The 20,943-nt window shown below is 59.6% G+C and carries 16 protein-coding genes; 9 read left to right on the plus strand and 7 right to left on the minus strand.

Features of this window, described 5'->3' with window-relative positions:
- Window positions 1–28 precede the first annotated feature (28 nt).
- From ACA059_RS01550 to secB, 3 genes are read left to right on the plus strand one after another with little or no spacing between them, the layout of a single operon-like run.
- Complete coding sequence (locus ACA059_RS01550; protein WP_347802156.1) at window positions 29–442, plus strand: rhodanese-like domain-containing protein; 414 nt, start codon at window positions 29–31, stop codon at window positions 440–442.
- A 1-nt stretch (window position 443) separates the two neighbouring features.
- Window positions 444–698: a glutaredoxin 3 gene (gene grxC, locus ACA059_RS01555; RefSeq protein WP_008149430.1), complete on the plus strand. Its 255-nt coding sequence runs from the start codon at window positions 444–446 to the stop codon at window positions 696–698.
- A gap of 41 nt (window positions 699–739) precedes the next feature.
- Window positions 740–1,225, plus strand: coding sequence for a protein-export chaperone SecB (gene secB, locus ACA059_RS01560; protein WP_007949026.1), 486 nt, complete (start codon window positions 740–742; stop codon window positions 1,223–1,225).
- A 161-nt stretch (window positions 1,226–1,386) separates the two neighbouring features.
- On the opposite strand, the gene ACA059_RS01565 is transcribed toward secB, so the two are convergent.
- On the minus strand, window positions 1,387–1,842 hold the full coding sequence (locus ACA059_RS01565) for a tRNA (cytidine(34)-2'-O)-methyltransferase (protein WP_007949025.1): 456 nt from the start codon (window positions 1,840–1,842) through the stop codon (window positions 1,387–1,389).
- Here ACA059_RS01565 and ACA059_RS01570 point away from each other — a divergent pair.
- On the plus strand, window positions 1,841–2,281 hold the full coding sequence (locus ACA059_RS01570) for a hypothetical protein (protein ID WP_046052179.1): 441 nt from the start codon (window positions 1,841–1,843) through the stop codon (window positions 2,279–2,281). The two genes, ACA059_RS01565 and ACA059_RS01570, sit on opposite strands and share 2 nt — an antisense overlap.
- A gap of 617 nt (window positions 2,282–2,898) precedes the next feature.
- Here ACA059_RS01570 and ntrC read toward each other — a convergent pair.
- The 5 genes from ntrC to glnA all read right to left on the minus strand — a co-directional run bounded on the left by ntrC (window position 2,899) and on the right by glnA (window position 8,481).
- Window positions 2,899–4,335: a nitrogen regulation protein NR(I) gene (gene ntrC, locus ACA059_RS01575; RefSeq protein WP_046052178.1), complete on the minus strand. Its 1,437-nt coding sequence runs from the start codon at window positions 4,333–4,335 to the stop codon at window positions 2,899–2,901.
- Window positions 4,332–5,417: a nitrogen regulation protein NR(II) gene (gene glnL / locus ACA059_RS01580; protein ID WP_133837830.1), complete on the minus strand. Its 1,086-nt coding sequence runs from the start codon at window positions 5,415–5,417 to the stop codon at window positions 4,332–4,334. Before glnL ends, ntrC begins: the two co-directional genes overlap by 4 nt.
- A 230-nt stretch (window positions 5,418–5,647) precedes the next feature.
- Window positions 5,648–6,268, minus strand: coding sequence for a DUF4124 domain-containing protein (locus tag ACA059_RS01585; protein ID WP_497632448.1), 621 nt, complete (start codon window positions 6,266–6,268; stop codon window positions 5,648–5,650).
- Window positions 6,265–6,774: a DUF4124 domain-containing protein gene (locus ACA059_RS01590; protein WP_497632449.1), complete on the minus strand. Its 510-nt coding sequence runs from the start codon at window positions 6,772–6,774 to the stop codon at window positions 6,265–6,267. The genes ACA059_RS01585 and ACA059_RS01590 overlap by 4 nt, the downstream gene beginning before the upstream one ends.
- Window positions 6,775–7,074: 300 nt before the next feature.
- Entirely contained in the window at window positions 7,075–8,481 is a 1,407-nt protein-coding gene (glnA, locus tag ACA059_RS01595) for a glutamate--ammonia ligase (protein ID WP_140668136.1), read from the minus strand.
- A 330-nt stretch (window positions 8,482–8,811) separates the two neighbouring features.
- Here glnA and thiI point away from each other — a divergent pair, with 330 nt between their 5' ends.
- Together thiI and typA are read left to right on the plus strand one after the other, a co-directional pair.
- Window positions 8,812–10,266, plus strand: coding sequence for a tRNA uracil 4-sulfurtransferase ThiI (gene thiI / locus ACA059_RS01600; protein ID WP_497632450.1), 1,455 nt, complete (start codon window positions 8,812–8,814; stop codon window positions 10,264–10,266).
- Between the two features lie 139 nt (window positions 10,267–10,405).
- Window positions 10,406–12,226, plus strand: a complete 1,821-nt coding sequence (typA, locus tag ACA059_RS01605; protein ID WP_033055293.1) for a translational GTPase TypA — start codon at window positions 10,406–10,408, stop codon at window positions 12,224–12,226.
- Window positions 12,227–12,534: 308 nt separating this feature from the next.
- Here typA and ACA059_RS01610 read toward each other — a convergent pair whose 3' ends face one another.
- Window positions 12,535–12,978 carry a YkgJ family cysteine cluster protein gene (locus ACA059_RS01610; protein ID WP_008149447.1) on the minus strand — a complete coding sequence of 148 codons (444 nt, stop codon included), beginning with the start codon at window positions 12,976–12,978 and terminating at the stop codon, window positions 12,535–12,537.
- A 255-nt stretch (window positions 12,979–13,233) separates the two neighbouring features.
- On the opposite strand from ACA059_RS01610, the gene ACA059_RS01615 reads away from it, so the two are divergent.
- From ACA059_RS01615 to ACA059_RS01625, 3 genes are all read left to right on the plus strand, one after another.
- Window positions 13,234–15,684 (plus strand): glycogen/starch/alpha-glucan phosphorylase, encoded by a 2,451-nt coding sequence (locus ACA059_RS01615; RefSeq protein WP_497632451.1) that lies wholly within the window; start codon window positions 13,234–13,236, stop codon window positions 15,682–15,684.
- A gap of 185 nt (window positions 15,685–15,869) precedes the next feature.
- A complete protein-coding gene (locus ACA059_RS01620) occupies window positions 15,870–19,442 on the plus strand; it encodes a DUF2339 domain-containing protein (RefSeq protein WP_497632452.1) in 3,573 nt (1,190 codons plus the stop codon).
- On the plus strand, window positions 19,439–20,812 hold the full coding sequence (locus ACA059_RS01625; protein WP_497632453.1) for a DUF3999 domain-containing protein: 1,374 nt from the start codon (window positions 19,439–19,441) through the stop codon (window positions 20,810–20,812). The genes ACA059_RS01620 and ACA059_RS01625 overlap by 4 nt, the downstream gene beginning before the upstream one ends.
- The last annotated feature ends 131 nt before the right edge of the window (window positions 20,813–20,943 follow it).

A 20,943-nucleotide genomic window follows, 5' to 3' on the forward strand; every position in this document is an offset into this window, starting at 1 on the left:
ACATTTTAACGCCCTGGAACCTCCTTCGATGGTTGCTCACCTGATTGAATTTGCCACTAACCACTATCTGCTCGTCGGTATCTTCGTCGTACTGCTGGCGTTGCTGATCGCTTATCAGATGCAAGGCGGCGGCCGCAGCCTGAGCACCGGTGAACTGACCGGGCTGGTCAACAAGGACGCGGGCGTTGTGATCGACATTCGTTCGAACAAGGACTTCGCCGCCGGTCACATTGTTGGCGCAGTGAACATTCCTCACGACAAACTGACCGCTCGCGTCGGCGAACTGGAAAAGCACAAGGCCAAGACCATCATCCTGGTCGACGCCATGGGCCAGACTGCTGGCACTCATGCCCGCGAACTGATGAAGTCCGGCTTCACCGCCGCCAAGCTCTCCGGCGGTATTTCCAGCTGGAAAGGCGACAACCTGCCGCTGGTGAAGTGATATGAGCAACGTCGTCGTCTATTCCAGCGATTACTGCCCTTACTGTTCGCGAGCCAAGTACCTGCTCGAGAACAAAGGCGTGGCCTTCGAAGAGATCAAGGTCGATGGCAAGCCGCAGGTGCGTGCCGCCATGGCTCAGAAGGCCGGACGTACGTCCGTGCCGCAGATCTGGATCGGCAGCACCCACGTGGGTGGTTGTGATGATTTGTTTGCCCTTGAGCGCGCCGGCAAGCTCGACGCCATGCTCAAGGCCTGAATGCCTTCCCTATAAGACCCCAAGATCAGAAAGGATCTGAGATGACTGACCAACAGAACACTGCAGCTAGCGAAGAAGAAACCGCACCGCAATTCTCCTTGCAGCGCATCTACGTACGTGACTTGTCCTTCGAAGCCCCGAAAAGCCCGGCAATCTTCCGCCAGCAGTGGGAACCGAGCGTCGGTCTGGATCTGAACACCCGTCAAAAGGCCCTGGAAGGCGACTTCCACGAAGTCGTACTGACCCTGTCCGTCACCGTGAAGAACGGCGACGAAGTGGCGTTCATTGCTGAAGTGCAACAGGCCGGGATCTTCCTGATCAAGAACCTCGACGACGCTTCGATGAGCCACACCCTCGGCGCGTTCTGCCCGAACATCCTGTTCCCGTACGCTCGCGAAACCCTGGACAGCCTGGTCACCCGCGGTTCGTTCCCGGCCCTGATGCTGGCCCCGGTGAACTTCGACGCGCTGTACGCACAAGAACTGCAACGCATGCAGGCTGCGGGCGAAACCCCGACCGTTCAATAAAAGCTTCGTTTGCTCCATGAAAAAAGCGCCTCTGAAGGCGCTTTTTTCATGGAGCAAACGAAACCTTCGAGTAGGAGCTGCCGAAGGCTGCGATCTTTTGATCTTGATTTTGAAGATCAAAAGATCGCAGCCTTCGGCAGCTCCTACGCTGGTTCGCGGGATTACTTGAACCCGAGCTGGCGCCAGCCTTCGTAGACGGCGACCGCCACGGTGTTCGACAGGTTCAGGCTGCGGCAGCCTTCACGCATCGGCAGGCGCAGGCGCTGTTCGCCGGGCAGGGCATCGAGTACTTCCGCCGGCAAACCACGGCTTTCCGGGCCGAACAGGAACGCATCGCCCTCGGCGAAGCTGGCATCGTGGAACGGCCGCGAGCCCTTGGTGGTGAAGGCGAACAGCCGAGGATGACCGAGGCTCTCCAGGCAGCTGGCGAGGTCTGCGTGGCGTTGCAGGGTGGCATACTCGTGGTAATCGAGGCCGGCCCGGCGCAGGCGCTTGTCGTCCATCTCGAAGCCCAGCGGTTCGATCAAATGCAGGTGGCAGCCACTGTTGGCGCACAGCCTGATAACGTTGCCGGTATTCGGCGGAATTTCTGGTTGGAAAAGGATGACGTGAAACATGCACGGCTCCGAAGGTAAAGATGAGCGGCATTCTACGCCTGAAGCTGACCCGCGTTCGAAGCTATTCCCGCGAGTGATGGCTTCGCTGGCGATTGTCGGGGTGATGGTGGGGCTGATGATCGGTCGCCTGACCACCCCCGACCCCAGCGAATTGCAGCAGGTCGAGGTGACGAACGACGGGTTGGTGGTGTGGTTCAACAATGAACCCAAGGCTCACGGCGAGTTCGTCGACGGTAGCCTCGCGTTGCTGTTCGAGGCTGAAGGCAAGGCGCAGAAAGGTCAGCTCAAAATCAACGACAAGAGCGTGAACTGGCGCGTGCGTTTGAGTGATGGGGGGTTGTTGCTGACGGTGGTGGCGGCCCGGCCACTGCAGGGCGAGTGGGCCGGTAGCGAGGTCGATGACCGCTGGCGGCTGGAGATCCATCTCCGAGAGCAATAAAAGAGGGAATCCCCGGCCTGCCTGTACCAAGGTCCCCAAAACGGAAGGGCTCGCGCATTGCGTCGTGAGCCCGGTGTAAAGAAGGAACCCCTGACCTGCCTGTATCAAGGGCCCCAAAACTGCTTGGGCTCGTCGCTTGTGCGGTGTGAGCCCGATGTAAAGAGGGGAATCCCCGGCCTGCCTGTACCAAGGTCCCCGAAACCGGGTAGTGAATCGAATCACTGAATGGACTATTGCAGGGGGCGTGCCAGGTTTTAACAAGTTGAAACAGAATGTCGCGCTGAAACGTCGAAAGCCCCGTATTCCGGGGCTTTCGTGTTTTTTCGATAGGGGTTCGATTGCGAACGCAGGCGGGGATTCGGATCGGTTGCCGTGCGCGATTGCGGTTCACAGTGCATTGCGGCGGTGCACGAAGCTTTAAAAATGTGGGAGCAGGCTTGCTCGCGAAGGCGGTGGGTCAGTCGATATCCATGCTGGATGTGCCGGCCCCTTCGCGAGCAAGCTCGCTCCCACAGGGTTCGGCGGTGTTCACTCGATTATGAAACCACCAAAGATTCACTGTGGGAGCGAGCTTGCTCGCGATTGGATGTAACTGTCAGCGAAGAGCTAAAGGCTGCTTAGCCCTCTTCCCCCTCATCATCATCCCCACCATCAACCTTCATCCCCAATTCCTTGATCTTGCGCGTCAGGGTATTACGCCCCCAGCCCAGCAAAACGGCGGCATCGCGGCGGCGGCCGGCGGTGTGTTTGAGGGCGGTTTCGATCATGATCCGTTCGAACGCCGGTACAGCGCTGTCGAGCAGGCTCGACTGGCCACGAGCCAACGCCTGATCGGCCCACTGGCGCAGCGCTTGCTCCCAGTTGGTCACCGGCGCCGAATCCTGCGGCAGGTTCAGCAGCTCCGGCGGCAGGTCGCTGATGTGCACTTCGCGACCCGAAGCCATCACCGTGATCCAGCGGCAGGTGTTCTCCAGCTGACGCACGTTGCCGCCCCACGGCAGGTTCTTCAGGTATTCCTCGGTTTCGCTTTTCAGCAGCTTCGGCTCCACCGCCAGTTCTTGAGCGGCGCGGCTTAGGAAGTGCTTGGCCAGGGTCGGGATGTCTTCGCGACGGTCCGACAACCGTGGAATGTGGATGCGGATCACGTTGAGGCGGTGGAACAAGTCCTCACGGAATTTCCCGGCGTGCACCAGGGTTTCCAGATTCTGGTGCGTCGCGGCGATGATTCGCACATCGACCTTCACCGGCACATGGCCGCCGACGCGGTAGAACTCGCCGTCCGCCAACACCCGCAGCAAACGAGTCTGGGTGTCAGCCGGCATGTCGCCGATTTCATCGAGGAACAGCGTGCCGCCGTCAGCCTGCTCAAAGCGCCCGCGTCGCAGGTTGGCCGCGCCGGTGAACGCGCCTTTCTCATGGCCGAACAGCTCGGATTCCATCAGGTCTTTCGGGATCGCCGCCATGTTCAGCGCAATGAACGGCGAAGCCGCACGCGGACTGTGACGGTGCAGCGCGTGTGCCACCAACTCTTTACCAGTACCAGATTCGCCGTTGATCAGCACAGTGATGTTGGAGTGGCTCAAGCGCCCGATGGCGCGAAACACTTCCTGCATCGCCGGCGCTTCACCGATGATTTCCGGGGTGCGGGTCAAGGCGACCGGGACTTCCAGGCCTTGCTGTTCCTGGGCGTGCTGGTTCGCGCGTTTGACCAGCGACACCGCCTCGTCAACGTCGAACGGCTTGGGCAGGTATTCAAACGCACCGCCCTGATACGACGCGACAGCGCTGTCCAGATCGGAGTGAGCCGTCATGATGATCACCGGCAGCCGTGGGTGTTGTTCGCGAATCCGCGCCAGAAGGTCCAGGCCACTGGCGCCCGGCATGCGAATGTCGGAGATGATCACGTCCGGCTGCTGGCGCGCCAGGCGGCTCATTACGCCATCGGCGCTGTCGAAGCTTTGCGTGGTCATGCCTTCTTGCTGCAAGGCTTTTTCCAGGACCCAACGGATAGAACGGTCGTCATCGACGATCCACACGGTTTCACTACGGCTCATGTCGATGTGGCTCCTTGTTCCAGTGGCAGAAAGATCGAGAAGGTGGTGTGGCCTGGATGGCTGTCACATTCGATCAGGCCCTGGTGCTGGCTGATGATGTTCTGGGTAATGGCCAGGCCCAGCCCGGTACCGTCCGGGCGGCCGCTGACCATGGGAAAGAAGATGGTTTCCTGCAACTCCGCGGGAATACCCGGGCCGTTGTCGATGATTTCGATCTTGGTCACCAGGCGATGGCGCACGTGGCCGATGGTGAACTGGCGCATGGCGCGGGTGCGCAAACTGATCCGGCCGAGGCGAAGCTCGTTCTGGCTGCTGATGGCCTGCATCGCATTACGCACAATGTTCAGCACGGCCTGAATCATCTGTTCGCGGTCGATCAACACGTCGGGAATGCTTGGGTCGTAGTCGCGCACCAAGGTGATGCAGCCCTGGCTTTCGGCCTCGACCAGATGGGAAACCCGCTCCAGCACTTCGTGGATATTGCACATGGCCAGGGATGGCAACTTGTTGGAGCCGAGCATCCGGTCCACGAGGTTTCTCAGGCGGTCGGCTTCTTCGATGATGACGTTGGTGTAGTCCCGCAGGCTTTCTTCCGGCAGCTCACGGGCCAGCAGTTGTGCGGCGCCGCGAATCCCGCCCAGCGGGTTCTTGATTTCGTGAGCGAGGCCGCGCACCAGCATCTTGCTGGTTTCCTGTTTGGACAGCTGCGCTTCTTCCTTGGTGATCCGCAGCAAGCGGTCACGGGGGTGGACTTCCAGCAGCAGCATCGTGTCGCCGTTGCTGAGGATCGGTGTTACCGCGTAGTCAACGGTCAGGGTCTGGCCGGTGAGGGCGGTGAGCATCGCTTCGCGCTTGGTGAACGGGTGGGCCTGCTCGACCGCCTGGCGCAGGGAGTTCAGCGCTTCGGTGGATTCGGTGAACAACTCGCTGATGAACTGCCCATGGCTACGCTGACCGCTGATGGCCAGGAGCATCTCCGCTGCCGGGTTCATGTACTCGAGGCGCAGTTCGGCGTCGAGCAAGATGGTGGCGGTGGTCAGGTTGTCGAGTAGCAAGCGGTGTAGTGCGTCGCTAATGGTCATCAGGACCTCTTTTGGAGCAGGGCATGCGCATGAATAACGCGCGTTTACGAGGAAAATGCAAAAACCAAACCAAGGCTCCGAAAAGAAGCGTTTAAGGCCTGAAACAGGCGTTTGACGCTCGTTTGCGTGGCGTTCTGCCAGCTTTGACGGGTACTTTCGAACCAAAATGGGATGGGATGTGAGTACGGTGCAACCAATTGCACCAATATAGTGCGCAAACCTGAGCGGTGTTAAAAGAAGCGCAGGAAGGGATTTTTTTCTTCTACGGGTTTGTCTTTGAGCGGGCATTCCGGCCGTTGACCGTAATCGGGGAGGGCGCAGGGTTTGACCTGGCGTTTCTGCGCGAGGGAGATGCGCAGCATGTGGAACGGCTGGTTGGCTGTGCGCTCGACCGTGCGGCCTTGCTCGTCAAGAATTTCCACGGAGAGGTTATGGCTGCCGCGATCGATGTTGCTCAGGGCGAACACCGGGCTCAGGCCGGGCGCTGCGGTAGGTTGGCCGTCGAGTAGCAATCGGTAGCGGTGACCGCGTTGCAGGCCGGGTTCGCTGGTGACGCTGACGATAATCTCGCCAGCACTGCTGCGCACCGTGGTGTCTGGCTCTGGCACCAGGACTCTCAGCATGTCGTAGTGAAACAGTGGTTTTGTTTCGGGCTTCTTTCCAGTCATCACCGGTGCTGCGCCGCCAGGGTTGGCGGACATGCGGTTACTCGGCGCCAGCGGCACGCGCTTGGCGTTGCGGGAGCCTGGCTGGTCGGTGTAGACCCGATTGCCCTGGGCGTCGACGTAGGTGAAAACCTCGGCCGTCACCGGCAGGGCTATCAAGCAGGTGATCAGCAGCCACAGCCTCACGGCTTATGCACCCGTTGTACGGTGAACGTCACGGAGGGACTTTGTTGAACGATGTTTTCCCCGTCGATCACCTGCACCGCGAGGCTGTGCGTGCCGCGATCAATATTGACCAGTTGCAGGATCGGCACGTTGCTCGGCTGGCCGTAAGGTTGATCGTCCAGCACCAGCCTGAACAAATGTGGGCCTTGCAGGCGGGGTTTGATCAGCACATTGACGGTGAAAGTGCCGTTGTTGGCACGCAGCGCTTCGGTAGTGGGTAAGTTGGTCAGCTCCAGCATCTCGTAAGCGCTGTGCGGCTGTTCGCGGCGGGTGGCTTCGACAGGTGGCGCAGAAGGGGCTTGGGGCTCAACCCTGTTCAGCGGTGGCAATTCGACCGGCTGAGCCTTCACGCCATCGGGCGGTTGATTGCTGTAGGCGGTGTTGCCGTCGGCGTCGGTGTACTTATAGATCTGCGCGGCGGCGGGCAAGGCGATCAGCAGCAGGATGAATAGAAAACCACGACCCATAAAATCGACCAGAAACGAAGGCGTTGGGTTGCAGCATAGGTCAGGGGCGGTGGTTGACCCAAGTTGTTAACATTTGGGCATGATTTAACGAATATCTCCCAGACACCACAACCCCCCTGTGGGAGCGAGCCTGCTCGCGAAAGCGCCAAGTCAGTCAATATCAATGTTGAATGATCACCCGCCTTCGCGAGCAGGCTCGCTCCCACAGGGTTCATCACCAATCTCTGAATCCCGGGCATAAAAAAGGCCTCCCGAAGGAGGCCTCTTTTTTGTCACGCCGCTTGCGCAGGCGCTACTGGATTAGCAGCTGTAGTACAGCTCGTATTCCAGTGGGTGTACAAAGGTACGTACTTTGATTTCTTCTTCGCTTTTCAGGGCGATGTAAGCGTCGATGAAGTCGTCGCTGAAAACGCCGCCTTTGGTCAGGAACGCACGACCTTTGTCCAGCTCTTCCAGGGCTTCTTTCAGGCTGCCGCAAACTTGTGGGATCTCTTTCGCCTCTTCAGGCGGCAGGTCGTACAGGTTTTTGTCAGCTGCGTCGCCAGGGTGGATCTTGTTCTGGATACCGTCCAGGCCGGCCATTACCAGGGCAGCGAAGGCCAGGTACGGGTTGGCTGCTGGATCCGGGAAGCGAGCTTCGATACGGCGAGCGCGAGGGCTGGACACGTAAGGAATACGGATCGAAGCGGAACGGTTGCGAGCCGAGTAGGCCAGCATTACTGGAGCTTCGAAACCTGGGACCAGACGCTTGTAGGAGTTGGTCGACGGGTTGGTGAAGCCGTTCAGTGCTTTACCGTGCTTGATGATGCCGCCGATGAAGTACAGGGCGGTGTCGGACAGGCCGGCATAGCCTTCGCCAGCGAAGGTGTTCTTGCCATCTTTGGCGATGGACAGGTGGACGTGCATACCCGAACCGTTGTCGCCGTACAGAGGCTTAGGCATGAAGGTTGCGGTGCGGCCATAAGCGACAGCCACGTTGTGTACGCAGTACTTCAGGGTCTGAACTTCGTCAGCCTTGGCTACCAGGGTGTTGAACTTCACGCCGATTTCGTTCTGACCGGCAGTCGCCACTTCGTGGTGGTGAACTTCGATGACCAGGCCCATTTCTTCCATGGCGTTGCACATGGAGGTACGGATTTCGTGGTCGTGGTCGAACGGCGGAACCGGGAAGTAACCACCTTTGATACCTGGGCGGTGGCCATGGTTGCCGCCTTCGATGTCCTGGTCGGACATCCACGAACCTTGTTCGGAGAAGATTTTGAACATCGAGCCGGAGATGTCGGACTTGAACTTCACTTGATCGAAGATGAAGAACTCAGGCTCCGGGCCAACGAAAACGGTATCGCCGATACCGGTCGACTTCAGGTATTCCTCGGCACGCTTGGCGATCGCACGTGGGTCGCGATCGTAGCCTTGCATGGTCGAAGGCTCGATTACATCGCAAACGATGATCAGCGTTGGGTCTTCGGTGAACGGGTCGAGAACGGCAGTGCTGTCGTCCGGCAGCAGGATCATGTCGGAAGCTTCGATGCCTTTCCAGCCAGCGATGGAGGAACCGTCGAACATTTTGCCTTCTTCAAAGAAAGCGTCATCCAGCGCGTCGCGAGCCGGCATGGTCACGTGGTGCTGAGTGCCTTTGGTGTCCGTGAAGCGCAGATCAATCCACTTGACGTCATGATCTTTGATGAGTTGAACCGACTTCGACATAGTGTCCTCCGGGTGGCTTCGGGCTTAGTAGTGGATGCCCTTAGAATGTGGGTGATGCCGGCGCGAATACTCTGCCAAGGCAACCTGCCTCACAAGGGAGCAAATTGCATGCCAGTGCCCCACCATGGGTTTTTTGCCCCAATTTCACGCTTATAAAGGAACAAAGCAGCGCATTACTGAAAATCGCGCCCCGTAATGTAGCGTTAAATTCAACAAATGACCTGTTTTGGTGCGTGCAAAACCTTCTGAACATTAACTGGTTAAACCTTGAGCAATTTCCGCTATAATCCGCGCCCCCCTTTTTCGGCTGGCCCAGCGCGCGCTGTTTTCATGAAACTAATCGTAAAAGTCTTCCCCGAGATCACCATCAAGAGCCGCCCGGTACGGATGCGTTTCATCCGCCAGTTGGCCAAAAACATCCGTACCGTGCTCCGCGACCTGGACCCGGCTGTGGTGGTGAACGGTGTGTGGGACAATCTCGAGCTTGAAACCCGCGTGGCCGAGCCCAAAGCCCTGAAGGAGATGACCGAGCGCCTGAGCTGCATGCCGGGCATCGCGCATTTCCTGCAGGTCGACGAATACCCGTTGGGCGACTTCGACGACATCGTCGCCAAGTGCAAGCAGCACTTTGGTGATGCGTTGGCGGGGAAGATTTTTTCGGTGCGCTGCAAGCGTGCCGGCAAGCATGAATTCAGTTCGATGGACGTCGAGAAATACGTCGGCAGCCAACTGCGTCGTCAGTGCGGCGCCGCCGGAATCTCGCTGAAAGAGCCGGAAATCGAAGTTCGCATCGAAATTCGCGACAAACGGTTGTTCGTGATCCACAACCAGCACAACAGCATCGGCGGTTATCCGCTGGGTGCACTGGAACAGACACTTGTGCTGATGTCCGGCGGCTTCGATTCCACTGTTGCTGCTTACCAGATCATGCGCCGCGGGCTGATGAGCCATTTCTGCTTCTTCAATCTGGGCGGACGAGCCCATGAACTGGGCGTTATGGAAGTCGCGCACTTCATCTGGAAGAAGTACGGCAGCTCCCAACGCGTGTTATTTGTGAGTGTGCCGTTCGAGGAAGTACTGGGAGAAATTCTCGGGAAAGTCGATAACAGTCATATGGGCGTAGTTTTGAAGCGTATGATGTTGCGCGCTGCTTCCCGTATTGCCGATCGGCTGGAGATCGATGCGCTGGTCACCGGCGAAGCGATTTCCCAGGTGTCGAGCCAGACGCTGCCGAACCTGTCCGTGATCGACTGCGTGACCGACAAGCTGGTCTTGCGTCCGCTGATCGCCAGTCACAAGCAGGACATCATCGACCTGGCCAACGAAATCGGTACTGCCGACTTCGCCAAGCACATGCCGGAATACTGCGGGGTCATCTCGGTGAACCCCAAGACCCACGCCAAGCGTCCACGCGTGGAGTACGAAGAACAACAGTTCGACATGGCAGTACTTGAGCGTGCGCTCGAGAACGCCAAACTGGTGCCGATCGATCGCGTGATCGACGAATTGGGCCAGGACTTGCAGATCGAAGAAGTCAGCGAAGCGCTGGCTGGTCAGATCGTCATCGACATCCGTCATCCGGATGCCGCTGAAGACGACCCGCTGGGCCTCGTTGGCATTGAGGTACAAACGATGCCGTTTTATGCATTGAACGCTCGTTTCAAGGAACTGGACCCTACTCGCCAGTACCTGCTGTATTGCGACAAAGGCGTGATGAGTCGCCTGCATGCCCACCATTTGCTCAGTGAGGGGCATGCCAATGTGCGCGTTTATCGACCGAGCTAAGTGCCCGGGGCTGTTTGCCTGTGGCCTGCGTCACCGGCCCCCCGACGCCGCCGTCAAGCTGTAACGGCTTTGCCGGACTCTACTGTTAATCGCTGCCAAGACTTGTCAGCACACCGAATCCTCTGATCGAGATACACAAGTGATCGAAAATCTACGCAACATCGCCATCATTGCTCACGTTGACCATGGTAAGACCACCCTGGTAGACAAACTCTTGCGTCAATCCGGCACCCTGGAGCGCAACGAGCTCAACGACGAGCGCGTGATGGACTCCAACGACCAGGAGAAAGAGCGCGGTATTACCATTCTGGCGAAAAACACCGCCATCAACTGGAACGGCCACCACATCAACATCGTGGACACCCCGGGCCACGCCGACTTCGGCGGCGAAGTTGAACGCGTAATGTCGATGGTTGACTCCGTTCTGCTGCTGGTTGACGCTCAAGACGGCCCTATGCCGCAAACCCGTTTCGTGACCAAGAAGGCTTTCGAAGCCGGCCTGCGTCCAATCGTGGTCATCAACAAGGTTGACCGTCCAGGCGCGCGTCCGGACTGGGTTCTGGACCAGATCTTCGACCTGTTCGACAACCTGGGTGCTACCGAAGAACAGCTGGACTTCAAAGTCGTCTACGCCTCGGCCCTGAACGGCATTGCCGGTCTGGAACACACCGACATGGCTGAAGACATGACCCCGCTGTACCAGGCGATCATTGACCACGTACCGGCTCCAAAAGTTGACCGTGACGGTCCGTTCCAGATGCAAATCTCGGCACTGGACTACAACAGCTTCCTGGGTGTTATCGGCGTTGGCCGTATCGCCCGTGGTCGCGTCAAGCCGAACACTCAAGTTGTGGCTATCGACGCCGACGGCAAGCGCCGTAACGGTCGTATCTTGAAGCTGATGGGTCACCACGGTCTGCACCGTATCGACGTTGACGAAGCAGCTGCCGGCGACATCGTCTGCATCAGCGGCTTCGACCAGCTGTTCATCTCCGACACTCTGTGCGACCCACTGAACGTCGAAGCGATGAAGCCGCTGACCGTTGACGAACCAACCGTTTCCATGACCTTCCAGGTTAACGACTCGCCGTTCTGCGGTCGTGAAGGCAAGTTCGTCACCAGCCGTAACATCAAAGAGCGTCTGGACAAAGAACTGCTCTACAACGTTGCCCTGCGCGTTGAAGAAGGCGACACCGCCGACAAGTTCAAAGTCTCCGGCCGTGGTGAGCTGCACCTCTCGGTGCTGATCGAAACCATGCGTCGCGAAGGCTTCGAAATGGGTGTTGGTCGTCCGGAAGTGATCATCCGCATGGTTGACGGCGTCAAGCACGAACCGTACGAAAACGTGACCATCGACCTGCCAGAAGAATCGCAAGGTTCGATCATGGAACAGATCGGTATCCGTAAGGGCGACCTGACCAACATGGTTCCGGATGGCAAGGGCCGTGTGCGCCTTGAGTACAACATCCCGGCTCGTGGCTTGATCGGTTTCCGTAACGAGTTCCTGACCCTGACCTCCGGTGCAGGCATCCTGACCTCGATCTTCGACCGTTACGACGTGATGAAGTCCGGCGACATGTCCGGCCGTCAGAACGGCGTGCTGGTTTCGGTTGCTACCGGTAAGGCTCTGACTTACTCGCTGGAAACCCTGCAAGCTCGCGGCAAACTGTTCCTGGGTCACGGTGAAGACGTGTACGAAGGTCAAATCGTCGGCATCAACAGCCGCGACAACGACCTGGGCGTCAACCCAACCAAAGGCAAGAAGCTCGACAACATGCGTGCCTCGGGTAAAGACGAAACCATCGCTTTGGTTCCGCCTATCCGTTTCACCCTGGAACAAGCTCTTGAGTTCGTGCAAGAAGACGAACTGTGCGAAGTCACTCCTAAGTCCATCCGTCTTCGTAAGAAGATCCTGGGCGAAAGCGAGCGTACCCGCGCTGCCAAGAAAGCCGGTAACTGAGTTTCGACTTAGTTAGCTGCTAAAAAAAACGCCCCCGACCGCAAGGTCGGGGGCGTTTTTGTTTGTCTGGCTGTAGCGACTCGTTCGTCTCTGTAGCAGCTGTCGAGCTCCAGCGAGGCTGCGTTATGTGGCGAGGGGATTTATCCCCGTCCGGCTGCGCAGCAGTCGTAAAACCATTGCATGCGGTGTGTCAGACAAAACGGGGCTGCAAGCTTGGGGCCGCTTCGCGACCCAACGGGGATAAATCCCCTCGCCACATAACGCAGCCTCGCTGGAGCTCGACAGCTGCTACGGGGATCGAGGTGGGGTTAAAACTTCTCGAGAGTGCGGCGGCTCTCGCTGGTCTCACGCGCCACTTCTTTAGGCTTGTAAGCGCAATACCCCGGCCGCGGCCCGATTTTCGGGTGGTTGCGGCAAGTATCCGGGCGCTTTTCATAAATAGTGCACAGACGGCTCTTACGATCCAGGTACAGGCAATCGTTGTTGCTCATGCGCTGAAGGGTGAAGATCTCGGACTTCTGGTTGTAACGCTCGACGATCCCTTCCTTCTGCAGGCGCTTGGCGATGTTCTTCGGCGGCTCGCCGCGCTCGAATTCATCGACGATGCCGATACGGATCAGATCCTTGATCTTGACCTCGACCGGCAGGGTGCAGCAGCTGGAAACGCACGAACCACACATCGGGGCGGAGTACTTGGCCCAGGTATCGAGGCGATCGATCTCCGCGGCGGCGATCAGGTTGGACTTCATCATCGGTTGTTACCAGCGTGCATCAGGGCGCGCGATCATACCGGGACTGGTGGATTTTTGAACAACCTTTCGCCAGATTTTTTCGTATGCCGCCCAATAACACCTGTAACCCGGCACGGCCCCTGCATTCTTTCCGGTGCGCGACAAGGTAATGTCGATCTATCTCGCACTATCAGGAAAAACTGCCGAACCAGAGTTCCAACGGCCTGTCAGACCGTCTAGGCTCAGACAATTCCAAGCTCGCTCGAGGTCCTATCGATGACTCAAGAACCACTTGTTCGCGAAGCAGAGGTGGCCGCATTCCGCGACGCCGTCTTGACCAAACTCACCTACGCGGTGGGCAAAGACCCGGATCACGCCTTCGACCACGACTGGTTCGAAGCCATTGCCCTGGCGGCGCGCGATCATATGGTCGAGCACTGGATGGATCACACCCGGCAGATTTACCGCAAAGGTCAAAAGCGGGTTTATTACCTCTCCCTCGAATTTCTGATCGGCCGTCTGCTCTACGACAGCCTGAGCAACCTTGGCCTGCTGGACGTCGCCCGCGAGGCCCTGACTGAGCTCGGCGTCGACCTTGAGCGCATCCGCCTGCTGGAGCCCGACGCAGCGCTGGGCAACGGCGGCCTCGGTCGTCTGGCCGCGTGCTTCATGGAAAGCATGTCGACCCTCGGCATTGCCGGCCACGGTTACGGCATTCGTTACGAACACGGCTTGTTCCGCCAGGCCATCGTCGACGGCTGGCAACAGGAACAGACCGAACACTGGCTGGATTTCGGTAACCCTTGGGAGTTCGAACGGCCAGAGGTTGTTTACCCGATCGGTTTCGGCGGCAGTGTCGAAACCGTCACCGACGAAGCGGGCAAGTCCAAGCAAGTCTGGACGCCAGCGGAAACCGTTCGCGCGATTGCTTATGACACGCCGGTCGTCGGCTGGCGCGGGGCGAGCGTCAACACGCTGCGCCTGTGGCGCGCCCGGGCCATGGAAGATTTGCACCTGGAACGCTTCAACGCCGGCGACCACTTGGGCGCCGTAGCAGAAGTGGCCCGGGCCGAAAGTATTTCCCGTGTGCTCTACCCGGCGGACAGCACCGAAGCGGGCCAGGAACTGCGCCTGCGTCAGGAGTATTTCTTCGTCGCCGCTTCCTTGCAGGACTTGCTGCGCCGCCATCGCAACATGCACACCACGGTCCTGACCCTGGGCGATCATGCCGCGATCCAGCTCAACGACACCCACCCTTCGATTGCCGTGGCCGAGCTGATGCGTCAGCTGGTCGACGTTTACGACGTCGCGTGGGATGCGGCGTGGCAAGTCACCGTCGACACGCTGTCCTACACCAACCACACGCTGCTGCCGGAAGCGCTGGAAACCTGGCCGGTCGGTTTGATGGAGCGGATGTTGCCGCGGCACATGCAGATCATTTATTTGATCAACGCCCAGCACATCGATTCGCTGCGGGCCAAGGGTATCCATGACTTCGAGGTGCTGCGCGCGGTGTCGCTGATCGAGGAAGACAACGGTCGCCGTGTGCGCATGGGCAACCTGGCGTTCCTTGGCTCCCACAGCGTCAACGGCGTGTCCGGGCTGCACACGCAGTTGATGCGCAAAACGGTGTTCTCCGAGCTGCACAAACTCTACCCGGACCGGATCAACAACAAGACCAACGGCATCACCTTCCGCCGTTGGCTTTACCAGGCCAACCCCGAACTGACCTCAATGATGGTCGACGCCCTCGGCCCGGATTTGCTGGACAACGCCGAAGAGCGTTTGCTCGACCTGGAGCCATTTGCCGAGAAAGCCGCGTTCCGCAAGGCATTCGCCGAGCAGCGGCTGCACAGCAAGAAAGCCTTGGCATACATCATTCACGAGCGACTTGGCGTTGCGGTCAACCCGGCGGCGATGTTCGACGTGCAGGTCAAACGGATCCACGAATACAAACGTCAGTTGCTTAACCTTTTGCACACCGTTGCGCTGTATCAGGCGATTCGCGCCGAGCCGGAAATCGACTGGGTGCCGCGGGTGAAGATCTTCGCCGGCAAGGCGGCGGCCAGTTATCACCAGGCCAAGCTGATCATCAAACTGACCAACGACATCGCCCGGGTAGTGAACAACGACCCGACCGTGCGCGGTTTGCTGAAAGTGGTGTTCTTGCCCAACTACAACGTCAGTCTGGCGGAAAGCATCATTCCGGCAGCGGATTTGTCGGAGCAGATTTCCACCGCAGGCTTCGAAGCCTCGGGCACCAGCAACATGAAGTTCGGCCTCAACGGCGCGCTGACCATCGGCACCCTGGACGGGGCCAACGTGGAAATGTGCGAACGCATCGGCGTCGAACACATGTTCATCTTCGGCCTCAGTGCTCAGCAGGTTGAAGCGCGCAAGCAGAACCATGAGTTCAACGCGACGCCGGATATTGCCGCATCCCATCGGCTTAATGACGTGCTGCAAGCGATACGCGGCGGGGTGTTCTCGCCGGATGATCCTTCCCGTTACACAGGATTGATCGATTCGCTGATCGACTACGATCGCTTCCTGGTCTGCGCCGATTTCGACTCTTACTGGGACGCGCAGATGCGCGTTGAAGCCCATTGGCACGATTCGAAGGAATGGTGGCGTTCGGCGGTGTTGAGCACCTCCAGGATGGGCTGGTTCTCGTCCGACCGGACCATTCGCGAGTACGCCACGGATATCTGGAAAGCTTTGGAGTAAGCCTTCGTTCGGGTCGATATACTGGCGCCCCGGAAAAGATCGCAGCCTTCGGCAGCTCCTACAGTCAGCGTTCACCTAACATTGGGTGAACGCGGTCGGTGTAGGAGCTGCCGAAGGCTGCGATCTTTGCTGTACGGGCTGCGCTAATCTTCTTGGATTGGCCACTGCGCTTAGGGATATCGACCATGCAATGGATGTTCATGCTGATTGGGCTGGTGCTGGGCTGGCTACTCGACGAGTCGTTCAGCGATGCGCTGCTGGGCGCGCTGCTCGGGTTGGGTATTGGCCAGGCCATTCGCATTGGTCGCTTGGGTTCACAGGCTGAGGAGCAACGTAAGCTACTTGATCAGGCTCAGATCGCGCTGAATGCGCTGCAGCAACGGCTGTCATTGCTGGAAGTGTCAGGCGTCAAGACGCCGGAAACCCACGAATCTGCGCCGTCTCCTGAGTTCACTCTCGACGAAATCCCTGTCGAAGCCCCGGAGCTGATCTGGGAACTCCCTCCCGAACTGGAACCGATTACCGCGGCCGCCGCCGAAGCTAGCCGTCCAGTGCCCCTTGATGCCTGGAAACCCGAACCGGTCGCCCGCGAGCCGCAACAACCCGCCATCCCACGTGGTCCGAACTTCATCGACCGCGCCATCAGTGGCGCCCGCAACTGGCTGTTCGGCGGCAACACGGTGCTGCGGGTCGGTGTGGTGCTGTTATTTCTCGGCTTGGCCTTCCTGCTGCGTTACGCCACCGAAGGCATGGTGGTGCCGATCGAGTTGCGTTACGCCGGTGTTGCGGCGGCGGCATTGGGTCTTCTGGGACTGGGTTGGTGGCTTAGAGCACGCAACAGCCATTACGCGTTGATGTTGCAGGGCACCGGGATCGCGGTGTTGTACCTGACCGTGTTTGCTGCGATGCGCCTGCATCCGCTGCTCGATCCTACGGCGGCGTTAGGTCTGCTGGTTGCGGTGACGGTGTTCTCGGCGATTCTTGCCATCACCCAGGATGCCTTGGGCCTGGCTGCCGCTGCGGCACTCGGTGGTTTCGCGGCGCCGATCCTGACCTCCACCGGTGCCGGCAACCATGTCGCGCTGTTCAGCTACTTCGCCTTGCTCAACGCCGGCATCCTCGCCATTGCCTGGTTCAAGGCCTGGCGGTTGCTTAACCTGATCGGTTTCGTCGGCACCTTCGGCATCGGTTTCGCCTGGGGCCTGCGTTCCTATACCCCGGAACTGTTATGGAGCACTGATCCGTTCCTGATTGTGTTTTTCCTGATGTACCTGGCCATTGGTCTGCTGTTCGCCCGGCGCACGTTGCTGGACATGAGCGACGCGCCCGAGGACGGCAACCGTGAAGCACTGCTGAATTGGTCGGCGCGCAAGGGCGATTACGTCGACGGCACAATGCTGTTCGGTCCTCCGTTGGTGGGCTTCGGTTTGCAATTCGCACTGGTTCAGCATCTCGAGTTTGCCGCAGCCTTCAGCGCGTTGGCATTGGGCATGATTTACATGGGCCTGGCGCGGCTGCTGATGGGCGGACGAGCGTTGTTGCTGGCGGAAACCTGTATGGCGCTGGGGGTGATCTTCGCCAGCCTCGCGATTCCGTTGGGGCTCGATGCGCGCTGGACCGCTGCTGCCTGGGCCGTCGAAGGCGCCGGCATCTTCTGGCTCGGCCTGCGTCAGCAACGACCGCTGGCCCGAGCTTTTGCCTTGCTGCTGCAACTGGGCTCGGCGTTGGCGTTTATCAGTGAGCTGCGAATCGGTGAAAGCAGCCTGCTCGACGGTGCGCCGCTCGGTGCGTTGATGCTTGGCGTGGCATTGCTGTTCAGTTTCTACCAGTTGCGCAAAGCCTTGCCCGAGCAGACGTCGGACTGGGAGCGCAAAGGGCTGCCGGTGTTGGCCTGCCTCGGACTGACCTTCCTCTATCTGCAGGCGCCGTTGTTCTTCTTCATTCACGGCACGGCGATCAGTTGGGCGCTGGCGGGGTTGGCGACGTTGTTTGTTGGCTTGCGTCTGCAGTCGCGCACCTTCCTGTTCACCGCATTCGCCGTGCAGTTGCTCGGCGGTGCGTTGTTCCTGCTGCGGCTGCAGGGTTCGAGCGGTGAGTCTGGCGCCGTGTTCCGTGCGGGTTGGAGCGGTCTGCTGAGCGCGTCGTTGATCGGCCTGGCGCTGATCGCTGGCATGTTGCTGGCGGCGCGCGATGAGATGGTCCGAAGCGACGTGCGATTGCTGCGCGGCTTGTCGGTGCTGCTGCTCGCCGGTCTGGTGTTGATCAATCTGGCGGTGCTGTTCGTCCTGCCTTGGCAAACGGCGAGTGCGGTGTGGGCGGCCAGCGGTCTGTTCATCATCTGGCTGAGTCTGTACCTCAAGCAGCGCGTGAGTTTTGTCTTCGGATTGCTGTTGCAGGTCATCGGCGGCGCGGCGTTCCTGATGGCCGGGCCTGATTTGCTCGGACCGCTTGCGAGCGAAGGGTTGAAGCCTCTGGCTCATAGCGGTTTCTGGACACCGCTGGTGTTGGGTTTGGCTGCGATGGTTGGCGCCTGGCGCTTGCAGCTCGGCAACCATGCCTCGGCCTTCGATGTGCTGAGCTTGCAGCGTTTGTCCGAAGTGCTGCTGGTGTGGGGCGCAGGGTGGTGGGCGCTGGCGTGGGTGAGTGAAGTACTGCGCTTGGCACCGTTGAATCTGCAAGCGACGTTGTTGCTGGCGGTTGCGGCAGTGAGTGTGGCGCTGTGGACAGTCTTGGCGTTGCGTTTGAATTGGTCGTCGCTGGGCTTGCTCTGCACCTTGCTGATACCTGCGGCCGGTTTGGTGTTGCTGGCTGCGTGGCACTCGCGTTATCACCCGGCGGCCAACTTCGGATGGCTGGTATGGGCGGCCGTGTTCGTTGTGCATTTCATCTCCCTGCGGCGTTTGGCGCCGATGTTGCCGGCCCGCGCCCTCAGTACCGCGCACGTGCTCGGCTGCTGGCTGTTGATCGGTGTGCTGGCCTTGGAGCTGCGTTACGGCCTGTTGCTGTTGTCCGAGCAATACAACGCCTGGCGCTGGTTGGGTTGGGCGATTCTGCCGAGCCTGTATCTGGTGCTGATGGCGGCACCCCGTGCATGGCCATGGCCGGTGTCGGCTTATTCGCGCGAATACCGTGTGTACGCGGCGGCACCGCTGGCGTTGCTGATGCTCGGCTGGTTCTGGCTGGCGAACGTCGTCAGCGACGGCACCGCCGAGCCGTTGCCTTACGTGCCCCTGATCAACCCGCTGGAGTTGGGTCTGCTGTTTGCGCTGTTCGGCGTCTACGTGTGGTCCCGCAGCGCCGTGACGCAACTGGCGATTCGCAAGGACTATGCCGAACACGCCACGCAACTGATCGCTGGCGCCTCACTGTTTGTGTTCTTTACTGCGCTGGTGATGCGCACGGCCCACCATTGGGGCGATGTGCCGTTCGAGCTGGAGGCGTTGCTCGAATCCATGCTGGTGCAGGCCGGTCTGTCCATCGTCTGGACCTTGATGGCCCTGAGTCTGATGATCGGCGGCCATCTGCGTCATCGCCGTGAAGTCTGGCTGATCGGTGCGGCGCTGATCGGTGTGGTGGTGTTCAAACTGTTCTTTGTCGAATTGAGTAACCGCGGCGGACTCGCCCGGATCGTCTCGTTTATCGGCGTTGGCGTGTTGCTGTTGGTGGTGGGCTATTTCGCCCCGTTGCCGCCCAAGCGCTTTGATGCTGTGCCGGAGGCTGAAAAACCGGCCCCGCAAACCGAAGGAGTGTCGTCTTGAGTCAGAAGCTGAACCTTGTCTGGTTGGGCGCTGTTGCGCTGGGTGTGGCGCTGTCGGCCAGTGCTCAGGAAAAATTGGCGGACTTCGCCACACAGGTGCCGTTGTCGGTCAGCGGCGAAGGTCCGTGGTATCGCCTCGAATTGCCGTTGAGCGTGCAATTGAATGCACGGCAAACCGATCTCAGCGATGTGCGCGTGTTCAACGCCGCCGGTGAGGCTCAGGCGTATGCCTTGGCGCGCGCTCCGGCGCAGACCAGCGACAATCGCACCCTGACCGACGTGAAATGGTTCCCGCTGTACAACTCGGCGGATTCCACCGAGCACGCACCGAGCGTGCGGGTGCAATCGAGCGCCAATGGCACGCTGGTCGAAGTGCAACCGTCCAGTCAGTTGGAGGCGGGCGAAGAAATGCTGCGCGGTTGGTTGCTCGACGCCAGCAGCATCAAAGCACCGTTGCAGCAGTTGATCCTCGACTGGACCAGCGAACGCGATGGCTTCCAGCGTTTCACCATCGAAGCCAGCGACGACTTGCAACATTGGCAGTCATGGGGCGAAGGACAGGTGGCACGCCTGACGTTCGCCGACGAGCGGGTCGAGCAACATGAAGTCGCCCTGCCGGGTCAGACGGCCCGTTATCTGCGCTTGCTGTGGAACACGCCGCAATCGGCCCCGACATTGACCTCGGCGCAACTGCAAAGCGCCAAGACCCGCAGCCTGCCGCTACCGCTGGCCTGGTCGCAACCGCTGGCCGGTAGCAGCGTGAAGGCCGGTGAATACACCTGGCAATTACCCATGGGACTGAATGTCGAGCGCTTGCAGGTCGAGTTGAGTCAGCCCAACAGTTTGGCGCCCGTGACCTTGTCCGGTCGTCGGGAAAGCAGCCTGCCGTGGCAGCCGCTGAGCAGTGGTTTGCTCTATCGCCTGACCCAGAGTGGCCAGGACGTGGTGCAGAACGAATTGCAGCTGTCGGGGCAAACCGTGCAGCAGTTGAAGCTGACGGTGGACGAACGCGGCGGCGGTCTGGGGGCTGAGGCACCGACTGTGCGGTTCGCTGTGCGCTCCATTCAATTGGTGTTCCTGGCGCGCGGGGCGGGGCCTTATACGCTTGCGCTGGGAAGTGCCACGGTGAAGGCGGCGAACCTGCCGCTGTCGACGTTGATTCCGGATTACAGCGCTGCAAAGTTGGCGACATTGGGCAAGGCTACGGTGGAGGGCGGGGCGGTGGTCACGCCGGCGTCGACCGTGACCACGGCTGCGACGATGGACACAAACTGGAAGAAGTTCGGGTTGTGGGCGGTGTTGCTGCTCAGTGTTTTGTTTCTGGCCGCGATGGCATTCAGTCTGTTGCGCAAGCCTCCGCTCAAGCCTTGAAACTGGCAGCAACGCCCGGTGCACATCCGGGCGGTTTCGAACTACGCTCAACCGGGCGCATGAACTCTATTGGGTGTAACACGTCTGATAGGAGGAAATGCGCCCCGACTCGCGTTAAACTGCGCGGGTTT

Source organism: Pseudomonas sp. LBUM1647 (assembly GCF_059716175.1).